This is a genomic window from Burkholderia sp. JP2-270 (assembly GCF_003233675.1).
GTDB lineage: Bacteria > Pseudomonadota > Gammaproteobacteria > Burkholderiales > Burkholderiaceae > Burkholderia > Burkholderia pyrrocinia_C.
This window is the reverse complement of record NZ_CP029824.1, coordinates 1,670,613-1,684,179: the sequence shown is the minus strand read 5'-3', so window position 1 is coordinate 1,684,179 and position 13,567 is coordinate 1,670,613. Positions and strand designations below refer to the sequence as shown.

The following is a 13,567-nucleotide window of genomic DNA, read 5'->3' as shown; positions in this document are numbered from 1 at the left end:
CTTGGGTCGACCGCATAGCATGGGACCCAAGTAAGCGCTAAAGCGCCAACTTGGGTCGACAGGAGACAATATGGCAACATCGACGCAGTCGCTGCCGGGTTCGTCCGGCGCATTCGAGGAAGCAACCTACCGCAAGGTGTCGTGGCGGCTCACGCCGCTCCTGCTGCTGTGCTACGTGGTCGCGTATCTCGACCGCGTGAACGTCGGGTTCGCGAAGCTGCAGATGGCGAGCGACCTGAACCTGAGCGATACCGTCTACGGGCTCGGCGCCGGGATCTTCTTCTTCGGCTATTTCCTGTTCGAGGTGCCGAGCAACATCATCCTGCACAAGGTCGGCGCGCGCGTGTGGATCGCACGCATCATGGCGACCTGGGGCGTGATCTCGATCCTGACGATGTTCGTCACGACGCCCGCGATGTTCTACGTGATGCGCTTCCTGCTCGGCGTCGCCGAAGCGGGCTTCTTCCCCGGCGTGATCCTCTACCTCACCTACTGGTATCCCGCGCACCGGCGCGGCCGGATGACGACCTTCTTCATGACGGCAGTCGCCTTGTCCGGCGTGATCGGCGGGCCGCTCTCGGGCTTCATCCTGAAGGCGTTCGACGGTGTCAGCGGGTGGCACGGCTGGCAATGGCTGTTCCTGCTCGAAGGCATCCCGTCGGTGCTGGTCGGGGTGCTCGTGTTCTTCAAGCTCGACGACCGGATCGCGAAGGCGAACTGGCTGACCGACGACGAAAAGGCGCTGCTCACGCGCAACGTCGACGCGGAGGAAGCGACCAAGGAAGATCCACCGCTCGGCGCCGTGCTGGCAAGCCCGCGCGTGTTGCTGATGGCGCTCATCTACTTCTCGTTCGTGATGGGGCTCTACGGCGTCGGCTTCTGGCTGCCGACGATCATCAAGGCGACGGGCGTCACCGACACGTTCGCGATCGGCCTGCTGTCGGCGATTCCGTATGCGGCTGCGGTGGTCGCGATGATCCTGATCGCGCGCAGCGCGGACAAGCGCCGCGAACGCCGCTGGCACCTCGCGATTCCGGCCGCGATCGGCGCGCTGGGGCTCGTGCTGTCGGTGATCTGGGCGCACCAGACCGCGCTCGCGATGCTCGGCCTCACGCTCGCGACGATCGGCATCCTGACGACGCTGCCGCTGTTCTGGAGCCTGCCGACCGCGTTCCTCGGTGGCGCCGCCGCAGCGGCCGGCATCGCGATGATCAACTCGATCGGCAACCTCGCAGGTTTCCTGAGCCCCTACCTGATGGGCTGGCTCAAGCAGGCCACGGGCGCCAACGACGCGGGCATGTACATGCTTGCCGCGTTCCTCGTGCTCGGCGGGCTGCTCGCGCTGTCGGTGCCGAAGCGGCTGGTCGACAAGTGATGCGCAGCGCGTAACGATCATGTCGACGGAGCCAACCCGCATGCCCCACCGAATCGTTCAGGCGGCCGACAGCCGCGTACTGGTCCTCGATCCTTCCGCCGGCCTCGTGCAGCGGGAAAACGATGCGCTCGACCTCGTCGCGCTCGCACACGAGCATGAAGCCGACTGGGTCGCGGTCCCCGCCGACGCACTGCACGACGACTTCTACCGGCTCGACAGCGGCCTGGCCGGCGCGGTGCTGCAGAAACTCGTCAACTACGGCGTGCGGCTCGGCGTGGTCGGCGACATCGACCGCTGGCTCGCGCGCAGCGAAGCGCTACGCGCGCTCGTTCGCGAGTCCAATCGCGGGAAATCGGTGTGGTTCGTCGCGAACGAGGGCGACCTGCTGCGCAGGCTCGGCGCGTAGCGCGCAGCGCGTCCGGGCCGGCTCGCAGCGGACAAGAAAATGCCCCGAAGGCCATCCGGCGTTCGGGGCATTTTGCGCGGCGCAGCGGGCCGCCGGCAGCAGGCGGCCGCGGCTTGCGTCAGACCACGGTAATCGCGAGCGCGCTTTCGCGGTAGTGCTTCGCGGCCTTGTCGGTTTCGCCGAGTTGCTCGAACAGACGCGCGAGCGCGCGATGCGCACGCACCTTCAGCGCCTCGTTGTCGGCCAGCTTGAGCGCCGCCTCGAGGAACGACTGCGCCTTGCCCCACAGTTGCTGCTGCTGGCAGAGACGGCCGAGCGCGAACAGCAGGTCGGCATCTTCCGGGTGGTCCTTCTTCCACCCTTCCGCCTTCTGGATCAGCGGCAGCGCGTCGGCGCCGGCCGTGTCCGGGTAACGGCGCAGCAGGCGCGCATCCCAGTTGTGCGCGAGCGCTTCCTCGACGATGCGGCGCGCTTCGTTGCGACGTTCGAGCGACACGAGCAGATCGGCGGCGAGATCGGCAAGACGCGGCGACTGGCGCTCGACCGGCGACAGCGACTGCCACACCTCGAGCAGCGCGTCCGGGTCGTGCCGGCGTTCGCGCAGCAGGTTTTCCGCGGCCTGCTGGCGCAGCCGCACGGCCGCGGCCGGATGCAGCGCCTCGCGCTTCTCGAGCGCCTTCGCGAGCTTCAGCACCTCGGCCCAGTTCTTCAACTGCTGCTGCGCGCGCAGCGCAACCTGCTGCGCATGGATGCGCTTGCCGCCCGCCTGCATGTCGGCCAGCGCGGCAAGCGCGCCGTCGGCATCGCGCGCATCCGCGCGCATGTCGGCAGCGGCAAGCAACCGTGCGTCCTGCCATTCGGGTGCATCGACCTTCGACAGCCAGTCGTCGCGGCGCGTGTACTCGTGCATCCGGTGCGCGGCTGTGGCCGCGACGAGACTCGCGGCACCCAGGTTCGCGTCGACCGACAGCGCGTCACGCGCGGCCTTCTCCGCGCGCGAGAAGCGGCCCGCGTACAGGTTCGAGATTGCATCGCGCAACGACGCCTGCGCCTTCTCGTTGCGCGAACGCGCACGATACGCGGCGACCCGCTTCGGCATGCGCCAGATGTTGCGCACGATGCGCAGCAGCGCATACACGACGATGAACAACACGACGATGGCGATCACGAACAGGTTCAACGACACGTCGATCCGGTACGGCGGATAGACGAGCAGCACCTGCCCCGCGTCGAAACGGCCGACGGTGGCGAGTGCCGCGGCGATCGCGAACAGGATCGCGAGCCAGACGATTCCTCGAAGCGTCATCGTTACCCCCGGCTCTTGAACTGCTGAACGGCGTTCAGGCTCGTGTTCAGGTTCGGCACCGCGACCGTCAGCGATGCGCCGTCAACCTGCCTGAGCAGATCCTCGACGGTCTGCGTGTCCTTCGACGCCTGATCGAAATACTTCCCGAGCGACGCCTGTGCCGCGTGCAGGTCGGCCTTCATCGCGCTGTCGTTGCGCGCGAGCAGCGACAGCCGCGCGGTGAGCAGGCGCAGCTTCACGTTCTCGCGCACGAAGTAGCCCTGGTCGGGCGACGCGAGCATCGCGTCAGCGTTGTCGATCCGGCGCACCTGCACGAGGCCCTTCAACTGCTGGCCGAGGCCGGCCGAGAAGTCATGCCACCAGACCTTCCAGCGCGGCTCGCCGGCCACGGCCGTCGATGCGGTGTCGGCCGGCGCGGCCTTCGGCGCCGCATGCGGCACGATCGCCTCGCCGGACAGCGGCAGCGCGTCGATCTTGGCGATCGCGTCGTCGAGCTTGATCGCGAGGCCCGTGAGATCGGCCGCCGGCGCGGCCTTCAACTTCTCGATGTCCAGCGCGAGCGCCTTGCGCACCGTGACGGCCTGCGCGCTCTGCGATGCCGCGAGACGCGCGTCGGCGTTCTGCAGCGCGATCAGCGCAAGCTGCGTGTTGCCCGTCAGCTGAAGTTGCTGGCTCGCGCTCGACAGCATCTGGTCGACTTCCTCGAGCATCCACGCATCGCGATTGCGCGACAGGTCCTGGTATTGCTGCTGCAGCGCCTGCTGCGCGCTCTGCGCGTCGGCGAGCTTGCCGTCGAGCTGCGCGAGCTGCGTGTCGACCTGGTGCGTGCTCGCGAGCGCCTGCTCGGTCTTCATGCGCGTCTCGGCCGTCTGGGCGTCGAGCGCCTTCTGGCGCGCGACGAACGTGCCGTCGAGCCGGTCGATCTTGCGGTTCAGTGCATAGCCGCCCGCGCCCGCCGCGCAGCCGAGCACGGCGACGACGAACCACAGCAGCGCGCTGCCGCCGCGGCGCGCGCGCGGCTCGGGCGCGAGATAAGGAGGACTGGACGGCGGTGCGGATGCAGCGGCCGGCTGGGAAGCGACGCTTTTGGAATCGTTGGTATCTGTCATGCGTTTAGTCACCGGTGCGGCTGTCGCCGGTTGGACGGCCTCGTCGGCCATCGTTCGAAACGCGCGGACGATGCGCTCATCGCCCGCGCCGGTCAGCGTAATCCTATCAAAACCCAATGCGCGCGCGGTCTGCTCGATCCGCGGGTGCGGCGTCACGAGCGGCGCATGCTTCAGCGCGTCGATTTCGGCATCGTTCAGGTGCGCCCGCGCGAGTTCGTGCAGGTTGCGCACGCCTTCCGAACTCGTGAGGAGCCACGCATGCGGTGCGCCGTCGAGCAGCGCATGCACGCGCTCCCATGCGCCGACGCGCGGCTCGGGCACGACGCGCCGGTACGCGGCGACGAGCGTGACGTCCGCGCCGGCTTCGCGCAGCCGGTCGGCAAGCCATTCGCGCCCGCCGTCGCCGCGCACGATCAGCACGCGCTTGCCCGCCAGCGCCTGCGCGCCGCCGAACGCGGCCTCGATGCACGCGAACAAGCTTTCCGAATCGTAACGGGGCACGCCGCCGTCGGCCGGCGCCTGCGGCGCGATCACGCGATGCGCGGGCGCCGCGATGCCATGCCGTTCGAGCGCCGCGACGCTGCCGGGCCCGACCACGCCGACCGGCAGCGCGTTCGGCCAGATCGCGCCGTACTGCGCGAGCGCGCGGTCGATTGCGTTCGGCGACACGAAAATCACGAGCGCGTAGTCGGCAAGCGCCGCGAACGCGGCGTCGAGCGGCGCCGGATCGTCGACCGGCGCGATGTCGATCAGCGGGAATTCGAGCACGTCGCAGCCGACATCGGCCAGTTGCGACGCAAGCGCGTCCGACTGGCCGTCCGGGCGCGTCAGGACAGCGGTGAACGCGCGCGCGCCGCCCGCCATCAGGCGTCGCCCTTGCCGGCCTGCGAGCCGGCGAGCAGCGCCTTGACGATGTCGAGCGCGCCTTGCGCCTCGAGCTCGTCGGACACCGCGCGGCCGAGCGCCAGCGCATCGGCGACGGTCACGACGGCTCCGCACTCCTCGGCCGTCAGCACACGCTTGCCGTCGGTCGTCGACACGCGGCCCGTCAGGTACAGTTCGCCCGCGCGCCACACCGCGTGCGCGGCAAGCGGCACCTCGCAGCTGCCGCCGAGCGCGCGCGATACCATCCGCTCGGCCTCGACCGCGAGCGCGGTCCGCGGGTCGTGCAGCGGCGCGAGCCATGCCGCGACGTCGGTGCGATGCGCGGCGATCTCGATGCCGAGCGCACCCTGGCCGGCCGCGGGCGGGCTGGTCTCGACGTCGAGCAGTGTGCGGATCCTCGCTTCGAGGCCGAGGCGCTTCAGGCCGGCGGCGGCGAGAATGATCGCCGCGTAGTCGCCGCGGTCGAGCTTCGCGAGGCGCGTATCGAGATTGCCGCGCAGCGGCAGCACGTCGAGGTGCGGATAGCGCGCGCGCAGCATCGCTTCGCGGCGCAGGCTCGACGTGCCGACGACCGCGCCGGCCGGCAGCGCGTCGAGCGACGCGTAGTCGTTCGACACGAACGCATCGCGCGGGTCCTCGCGCTCCATGATCGCGGCGAGCGAGAAGCCGTCGGGCAGCGCCATCGGCACGTCCTTCAGCGAATGCACGGCGAGATCGGCGCGGCCGTCGGCCAGCGCACTCTCCAGTTCCTTCACGAACAGGCCCTTGCCGCCGACCTTCGACAGCGTGCGATCGAGAATCTGGTCGCCGCGGGTCGTCATCCCGAGGATTTTCACGTCACAAGCTGGATATAATTTGCGCAGCGCATCACGCACATGTTCGGCTTGCCACATCGCCAGGCGGCTCTCGCGCGAAGCAATCGTCAACGTCGCGGGCGGCTGTGCCTGTTGCGGCCCGGCCGCAAGGGTCTCGGAATTCATTGCTGGAACATCGAAGGACGGGATTGAAGACCGAACAATGGTAGCACGCACGCCCCGGCCCGCCCGGGCCCGGAGCCTGCGCCCGGCCGGCCGCCGAGCGGGTCGCGGCGCCGATGCGCGGATGTGCCGCACATAGCTGGTTGCTTGACCGCAGTTCCCGCAGTTTCGCAGTTCCTTTTGACTCGAGCTTTCCCAAGGAAACCCATCGTGAAGTCTTCCGGATCGGCGCGTACGGCGCGCCGCAATGCTGCCCTGTCCTCCTCCGACGCCCCGACGGACACCGTCGCCACCACCGCGAACGGCCGTGCGAAAACGGCAACGAAACCGAAAGACCCGATACGTCAGACAAAACGCACGACGAAAGCCGCCGGCCCCGCTGCCCGCAAGGCCGGCGCGCCGAAGTCCGGCACGCGCACGCGCGAGGACAAGGACGGCCCGCTGTTCGAGGACATCCGCTTCCTCGGCCGCCTGCTCGGCGACGTCGTGCGCGAGCAGGAAGGCGACACCGTGTTCGACGTCGTCGAGACGATCCGCCAGATCGCGGTCAAGTTCCGCCGCGAGGACGACAGCGAAGCCGCGCAGACGCTCGAGAAGAAGCTGCGCAAGCTGACGCCGGAGCAGACGATGAGCGTCGTGCGCGCGTTCAGCTATTTCTCGCATCTCGCGAACATCGCGGAGGACCGCCACCACAACCGCCGCCGCCGCATCCACGCGCTGGCCGGCTCCGCGCCGCAGCCCGGCACGGTCGCGTACGCGCTCGATCAGCTGAAAACGACCGGCAACGCGTCGAAGCGCCTGCTGCAGCGCTTCTTCGACGATGCGCTGATCGTGCCGGTGCTGACCGCGCACCCGACCGAAGTGCAGCGCAAGAGCATCCTCGACGCGCAGCACGACATCGCGCGCCTGCTCGCCGAACGCGACCAGGAACTGACCGCGCGCGAGCGCCAGCACAACGAATCGATGCTGCGCGCGCGCGTGACCGCGCTGTGGCAGACGCGCATGCTGCGCGACGCGCGCCTGACGGTCGGCGACGAGATCGAGAACGCGCTGTCGTACTACCGCGCGACCTTCCTCGACGAGCTGCCCGCGCTGTACGGCGACATCGAGGCCGCGCTTGCCGAGCACGGCCTGTCCGCGCGCGTGCCCGCGTTCTTCCAGATGGGCAGCTGGATCGGCGGCGATCGCGACGGCAACCCGAACGTGACGGCGCCGACGCTCGAGGAGGCGATCAACCGCCAGGCCGCGGTGATCCTCGAGCACTATCTGGAACAGGTGCACAAGCTCGGCGCCGAGCTGTCGGTGTCGAACCTGCTGGTCGGCGCGAGCGATGGCGTGAAGGCGCTCGCGGCCGCCTCGCCCGACCAGTCGCCGCACCGCGTCGACGAACCGTATCGCCGCGCGCTGATCGGCATCTATACGCGGCTTGCCGCGAGCGCACGCGTGCGCCTGGGCGAAGGCACGGTGCCCGTGCGCAGCGCGGGCCGCGGCGCGCCGCCCGTGCGCGCGATCCCGTATGAGGATTCCGAAGCGTTCGTCGCCGACCTGAAGGTGCTGACCGCGTCGCTCGACGAACACCACGGCACGTCGCTCGCCGCGCCGCGCCTCGCGCCGCTCGTGCGCGCGGCCGAAGTGTTCGGCTTCCATCTCGCGAGCATCGACCTGCGCCAGAGCTCCGACATCCATGAAGCGGTGGTCGCCGAACTGTTCGCGCGCGCAGGCGTCGAGGCCGACTACGCGGCACTTGCCGAGGAAGACAAGCTCCGCGTGCTGCTCGCCGCGCTCGCCGATCCGCGCCCGCTGCGCTCGCCGTACTTCGAATACTCGGCGCTCGCGCAGAGCGAGCTCGGCGTGTTCGAAAAGGCGCGCGAGGTGCGCGCGCAATTCGGCGCGCGCGCGGTGCGCAACTACATCATTTCGCATACGGAAACCGTCAGCGACCTCGTCGAGGTGCTGCTGCTGCAGAAGGAGACGGGGCTGCTCGAAGGCTCGCTCGGCGTGCCTGGCGGCCATGCGAGGAACAGCCTGATGGTGATTCCGCTGTTCGAGACGATCCCCGACCTGCGCGACGCGTCGCGCATCATGCGCGAATACTTCGCGCTGCCGGGCGTCGATGCGCTGATCGCGCACCAGGGTGCCGAGCAGGAAGTGATGCTCGGCTACTCGGACAGCAACAAGGACGGCGGCTTCCTCACGTCGAACTGGGAACTGTATCGCGCGGAACTCGCGCTCGTCGACCTGTTCCGCGACCGCAAGATCACGCTGCGGCTGTTCCACGGCCGCGGAGGCACGGTCGGCCGCGGCGGCGGCCCGACCTACCAGGCGATCCTGTCGCAGCCGCCGGGCACCGTGAACGGCCAGATCCGCCTGACCGAACAGGGCGAGGTGATCGCGAGCAAGTTCGCGAACCCCGAGATCGGCCGGCGCAACCTCGAGACGGTCGTCGCCGCGACGCTCGAGGCATCGCTGCTGCCGCAGTCGAACGCGCCCGCACAACTGCCCGCGTTCGAGGGTGCGATGCAGACGCTGTCCGACTCGGCGATGGCCGCGTACCGCGCGCTCGTCTATGAAACGCCGGGCTTCACCGACTACTTCTTCTCGTCGACGCCGATCACCGAGATCGCCGAGCTGAACATCGGCAGCCGCCCGGCTTCGCGCAAGCTGCAGGATCCGAAGCAGCGCAAGATCGAGGATCTGCGCGCGATTCCGTGGGGCTTCTCGTGGGGTCAGTGCCGGCTGCTGCTGACGGGCTGGTACGGTTTCGGCAGCGCGGTGAGCGCGTATCTCGACGGCGCGCGGGACGACGCCGAACGCACGAAGCGCGTCGCGCTGCTGAAGAAGATGAACAAGACCTGGCCGTTCTTCTCGAACCTGATGTCGAACATGGACATGGTGCTGGCGAAGACCGACCTCGCGGTCGCGTCGCGTTATGCGCAGCTCGTCTCCGACCGCAAGCTGCGCAAGCACGTGTTCGAGCGGATCGTCGCGGAATGGGAACGCACGTCGCAGGCGCTGGCGGAAATCACCGGGCACGAAGGCCGCCTCGCAACCAACCCGCTGCTCGCGCGCTCGATCAAGAACCGCTTCCCGTACCTCGATCCGCTGAATCACCTGCAGGTCGAGCTGATCAAGCGCCACCGCGCGGGCGACACGAACGCGCGGCTGCGCCGCGGGATTCACCTGACGATCAACGGGATCGCTGCCGGCCTGCGCAACACGGGCTGATCCGCATGCGGCGCGGGCCCGTTCCGCGCCAGCCGGCATCGCAGAAGCCGCGCTACGCCACCGTTCCCACGGTGCGTAGCGCGGCTTTTTTCATCGGGAGGCCGCACGGCACCGGCGTGCCGTGCCGGCTGGCCGATCAATGCGCGTCGATCAGCAGCGCGTCGTGTTCGAACGAACCGTCGGGCCGCACCGCGTAATAGCCGCGCACCTCGTCGGGCGCGTGCGCCCACAGCGCGCGGATCCCGGCGACGCTGTCGGCCGGCGTGCGGATGCGCGCGACCCACGTGTCGAAATCGATCGGCAGCCGCCAGCGGCTGTGCACGTGCGCGTCGAAACCCGCATCGCGGAACATCGCGAGCCATTCGTCCGCGCGGTAATCGCGCACATGCGACGCGTCGCGCAGCACTTCGGCCGCCTGCAGGTACGTGTCGAGCAGCGGATGGTCGTTGCCCGCAATGTCGATCATCAGCACGCGGCCGCCCGGTTTCAGCACGCGGCGCACCTCGGCGAGCGCCGCGCGCATGTCGTGCCAGTGGTGCGCGCTCATCCGGCTCACGACCCAGTCGAACGTCGCCGTGTCGAACGGCAGCCGTTCCGCCGGGCCCTGCTGCGTGCGGATGTTCGCGAGCCCGCGCTCGCGCGCGGCCACGTCGACGGTCGCGAGCATCGGCGCGGCGAGATCGTATGCGATCACGTCGCGCACGTGCGGCGCGACCGCGAAGCTCGCGTGGCCGGCACCGCAGCCGAGATCGAGCACGGCGGCATCGGGCGTCGCGCGCACCGCGTCGGCGAGCGTCTGCAGATCGGTGCCCGTCGCGTGGACCGTGCTCGTCAGATAGGCGGCGGCCGTCGTGCCGAATGCGTCGGCGACCTGCTCATGGTGTTTCATCGTTCGCTCCTTTGTGCGGTCGACCGGGGTGGGCGCTTCAGCGCTTGTGTCGGCTGGAGTTAGTGCTTCACCACTTACTCCAGCCCCATGCTTCGCATCCGGCCCCTGCAACGCGTTTTGTGGGACGCCCGCTGCCTGCCAGCGCGCGAGCCGCTACAATAGGCCTGCGTTTGTACCAGTACAAGTCAAGCAGTTATTCTGGTATTCGATACACCTGTCTGATCGTTGCCGCGTCCTCGCTTCCATTTCGCCGTTTCCGCATGAACCAGCCGTCCTCCGCCCCCGTCCCGCCGCTCGACGCCACGCCCGCCCGCGCGCTCGGCGAATTCATCCGCGCCCACCGCGAGCGGCTGTCGCCGCAGGCCGTCGGCCTGCCGCCCGGCCCGCGCCGCCGCACGCCGGGGCTGCGGCGCGAGGAAGTCGCGCAACTGTGCGGCGTCAGCCCGACCTGGTACACGTGGATCGAACAGGGCCGCCCGGTGTCGGCGTCGGCCGATGCGCTCGCGCGGATCGCCGTCGCGCTGCAGTTGTCGAGGGCCGAGCGCGCGTACCTGTTCGAACTGGCCGCGCAGCGCGACCCGGCCGAGCCCGACGTCACGGGCGGCGACCTGCCGCCGACGCTCGCCGCGACCGTCGCGGCGATCGCGACACCCGCGTACGTGCTCGACCGTCAGTGGAACGCACTCGCGTGGAACGCGCCGGCCGCCGCACTGTTTTCCGGCTGGCTCGACGGCGAGCACGACCGCAACCTGCTGCGCTTCACGTTCATGTCGCCGGCCGCGCGCACGCTGATCGTCGACTGGGAAACCCGCGCGCGGCGGCTTGCGGCCGAATTCCGCGCCGATTCGATCCGCCACCTGGCCGACGCGCCGACCCGCGCGCTGATCGACGCGCTGACCGCCGGCAGCGATGCGTTCGCGCAGTACTGGGCGTCGCAGGACGTTTTCGAGCGCGAAGGCGGCCTGCGCGAATTCGACCATCCGGCCGACGGCCGCCTCGTGTACCAGCAGATCACGCTGAAGCCCGCCCACCGCGAGGACCTGAAGCTGGTCGTGCTGGTGCGCGACTGAACCTCGCCTGCGATGGCCGGCAGGCCACCGCGAACGGCTGCGCGCCTCGGCCGCCAGGCCCGCGAATGTTAGAATTGCGGGATTCCCTCGGCGGCGCACGCCGCCCAACTCCCCTTCGAAGAATCGCCATGACGTCCCAACTGCACAAAAAGGGCGAGGCCTGGTCGGCCCGCTTCTCGGAACCGATGTCGGAGCTGGTCAAGCGCTACACGTCGTCGGTGTTTTTCGACAAGCGCCTCGCGCTCGTCGACATCGCCGGCTCGCTCGCGCACGCGAACATGCTCGCCGCGCAGAAGATCATCAGCGCTGACGACCTGGCCGCGATCGAACGCGGGATGGCGCAGATCAAGGGCGAGATCGAGCGCGGCGAATTCGAATGGCAGCTCGACCTCGAGGACGTCCACCTGAACATCGAGGCGCGCCTGACCGCGCTGATCGGCGATGCCGGCAAGCGCCTGCACACGGGCCGCTCGCGCAACGACCAGGTCGCGACCGACATTCGCCTGTGGCTGCGCGGCGAGATCGACCGCATCGGCGGCCTGCTGAACGACCTGCGCGGCGCGCTGCTCGACCTCGCGGAACAGAACGCCGACACGATCATGCCGGGCTTCACGCACCTGCAGGTCGCGCAGCCCGTCACGTTCGGCCACCACCTGCTCGCGTACGTCGAGATGTTCTCGCGCGACGCGGAGCGCATGCGCGACTGCCGCACGCGCGTGAACCGCCTGCCGCTCGGCGCGGCCGCCCTCGCGGGCACGAGCTACCCGATCGATCGTCACGCGGTCGCGAAGACGCTCGGCTTCGACGGCATCTGCGCGAACTCGCTCGACGCCGTGTCGGATCGCGATTTCGCGATCGAATTCACGGCCGCCTCCGCGCTCGTGATGACGCACGTGTCGCGCTTCTCCGAAGAACTCGTGCTGTGGATGAGCCCGCGCGTCGGCTTCATCGACATCGCCGACCGCTTCTGCACCGGCAGCTCGATCATGCCGCAAAAGAAGAACCCGGACGTGCCCGAGCTCGCGCGCGGCAAGACGGGCCGCGTGAACGGCCACCTGATGGCGCTCCTGACGTTGATGAAGGGCCAGCCGCTCGCGTACAACAAGGACAACCAGGAAGACAAGGAACCGCTGTTCGATACGGTCGACACCGTCGCCGACACGCTGCGGATCTTCGCCGAAATGGTTGCCGGCATCACCGTGAAGCCCGACGCGATGCGCGCGGCCGCGCTGCAGGGCTTCTCGACCGCCACCGACCTCGCCGACTACCTCGTGAAACGCGGCCTGCCGTTCCGCGATGCGCACGAAGCCGTCGCGCACGCGGTGCGAATCTGCGACGACCGCGGCATCGATCTCGCCGACCTGACGCTCGACGAGATGAAGCAGGAACTGCCGAACGTCGCGCACCTGATCGGCGACGACGTGTTCGGATACCTGACGCTCGAAGGTTCGGTCGCCAGCCGCAACCATCCGGGCGGTACCGCGCCCGATCAGGTGCGCGCGGCGGTCAAGGCTGCCCGCGCCGCGCTCGGCCAGTAAGCCCGTTGTCCCGGACGGACGCCTTCGGCGTCCGTTTTTCATTCGGGCGGCCGTCGCGCCGCCCGTTGCCTGCCCCGCTTCCCGGATGTCGCCGATGACCTTTTCCGCCGCACTCTTCGACATGGACGGCCTGCTCGTCGATTCCGAGCGGACCATCATGAACACGTGGATCGACGTGTCGAATGCGCACGGTGTCGCGCTGACCGCCACCGACTACCTGCAGATCGTCGGCCGCTCGTTCGCCGAGGGCCAGGTCATCCTGGCACGGCTGATCGGCAATACCGATACGTTCGACGCCGTGCGCACCCGCGTGCGCGAACAGCTCGCGGCGCCCGAGCCTCATCCGAAGTTTCCGCTGAAGCCCGGCGCGTTCACGCTGCTCGACGCGCTCGCGCAGGCCGGCATTCCGTGCGCGGTCGCATCGTCGTCCGCGTGCGACGTGATCCGCGCGCGGCTCGACGCGGTCGGCGTGCTGCCGTTCTTCCGCGCGATCGCGGGCGGCGACGAAGTCGCGCGCGGCAAGCCCGACCCGGCCGTCTACCGGCTCGCGGCCGAACGCCTCGGCGTGCCGGCGCACGCGTGCGTCGCGTTCGAGGACAGCGACTTCGGCGCGCAGTCCGCCGCCGGCGCGGGCGCGTCGGTGGTCACCGTGCCCGACCTGAAGGTGCCGACGCCTGAAATCGTCGCGCTGAGCCTGCACGTGCTCGCGTCGCTCGACGATGCGGTCGCGCTCGTGCCGTCGTGGTTCGGCCGGTACGATACGCAGAAGCCCGCGTAGCGCACGCGA

At 69.2% G+C, this 13,567-nt stretch carries 10 protein-coding genes; 6 read left to right on the top strand and 4 right to left on the bottom strand.

Annotation, left to right across the window (positions count from 1 at the left end):
• Nucleotides 1-70: 70 nt before the first annotated feature.
• Together DM992_RS08020 and DM992_RS08015 are read left to right on the top strand one after the other, a co-directional pair.
• The gene (locus tag DM992_RS08020; RefSeq protein ID WP_111016353.1) at nt 71-1,375 is read left to right on the top strand and encodes an MFS transporter; all 1,305 of its coding nucleotides are present in this window, start codon (nt 71-73) and stop codon (nt 1,373-1,375) included.
• Nucleotides 1,376-1,415: 40 nt separating this feature from the next.
• Nucleotides 1,416-1,781, top strand: coding sequence for a DUF4180 domain-containing protein (locus tag DM992_RS08015; RefSeq protein WP_111016352.1), 366 nt, complete (start codon nt 1,416-1,418; stop codon nt 1,779-1,781).
• Nucleotides 1,782-1,899: 118 nt separating this feature from the next.
• Here the strand turns inward: DM992_RS08015 and DM992_RS08010 are convergent, their stop codons facing one another.
• The 3 genes from DM992_RS08010 to hemC are packed head-to-tail and all read right to left on the bottom strand — an operon-like array spanning nt 1,900 to nt 6,061.
• The gene (locus tag DM992_RS08010) at nt 1,900-3,087 is read right to left on the bottom strand and encodes a heme biosynthesis protein HemY (RefSeq protein ID WP_111016351.1); all 1,188 of its coding nucleotides are present in this window, start codon (nt 3,085-3,087) and stop codon (nt 1,900-1,902) included.
• Between the two features lie 2 nt (nt 3,088-3,089).
• A complete protein-coding gene (hemDX, locus tag DM992_RS08005) occupies nt 3,090-5,060 on the bottom strand; it encodes a fused uroporphyrinogen-III synthase HemD/membrane protein HemX (protein WP_111016350.1) in 1,971 nt (656 codons plus the stop codon).
• The gene (gene hemC / locus DM992_RS08000; RefSeq protein ID WP_111016349.1) at nt 5,060-6,061 is read right to left on the bottom strand and encodes a hydroxymethylbilane synthase; all 1,002 of its coding nucleotides are present in this window, start codon (nt 6,059-6,061) and stop codon (nt 5,060-5,062) included. The genes hemDX and hemC overlap by 1 nt, the downstream gene beginning before the upstream one ends.
• A gap of 207 nt (nt 6,062-6,268) precedes the next feature.
• Between hemC and ppc the strand changes: the two genes are divergently transcribed.
• On the top strand, nt 6,269-9,283 hold the full coding sequence (gene ppc / locus DM992_RS07990; protein WP_111016348.1) for a phosphoenolpyruvate carboxylase: 3,015 nt from the start codon (nt 6,269-6,271) through the stop codon (nt 9,281-9,283).
• Nucleotides 9,284-9,419: 136 nt separating this feature from the next.
• Here the strand turns inward: ppc and DM992_RS07985 are convergent, their stop codons facing one another.
• Nucleotides 9,420-10,172: a class I SAM-dependent methyltransferase gene (locus DM992_RS07985; protein ID WP_111016347.1), complete on the bottom strand. Its 753-nt coding sequence runs from the start codon at nt 10,170-10,172 to the stop codon at nt 9,420-9,422.
• Nucleotides 10,173-10,432: 260 nt separating this feature from the next.
• Here DM992_RS07985 and DM992_RS07980 point away from each other — a divergent pair, with 260 nt between their 5' ends.
• The 3 genes from DM992_RS07980 to DM992_RS07970 all read left to right on the top strand — a co-directional run bounded on the left by DM992_RS07980 (nt 10,433) and on the right by DM992_RS07970 (nt 13,558).
• Complete coding sequence (locus DM992_RS07980) at nt 10,433-11,242, top strand: helix-turn-helix transcriptional regulator (protein WP_111016346.1); 810 nt, start codon at nt 10,433-10,435, stop codon at nt 11,240-11,242.
• Between the two features lie 128 nt (nt 11,243-11,370).
• Nucleotides 11,371-12,780: an argininosuccinate lyase gene (argH, locus tag DM992_RS07975; protein WP_096471510.1), complete on the top strand. Its 1,410-nt coding sequence runs from the start codon at nt 11,371-11,373 to the stop codon at nt 12,778-12,780.
• A gap of 94 nt (nt 12,781-12,874) precedes the next feature.
• Nucleotides 12,875-13,558 (top strand): HAD family phosphatase, encoded by a 684-nt coding sequence (locus DM992_RS07970; protein ID WP_111017857.1) that lies wholly within the window; start codon nt 12,875-12,877, stop codon nt 13,556-13,558.
• The last annotated feature ends 9 nt before the right edge of the window (nt 13,559-13,567 follow it).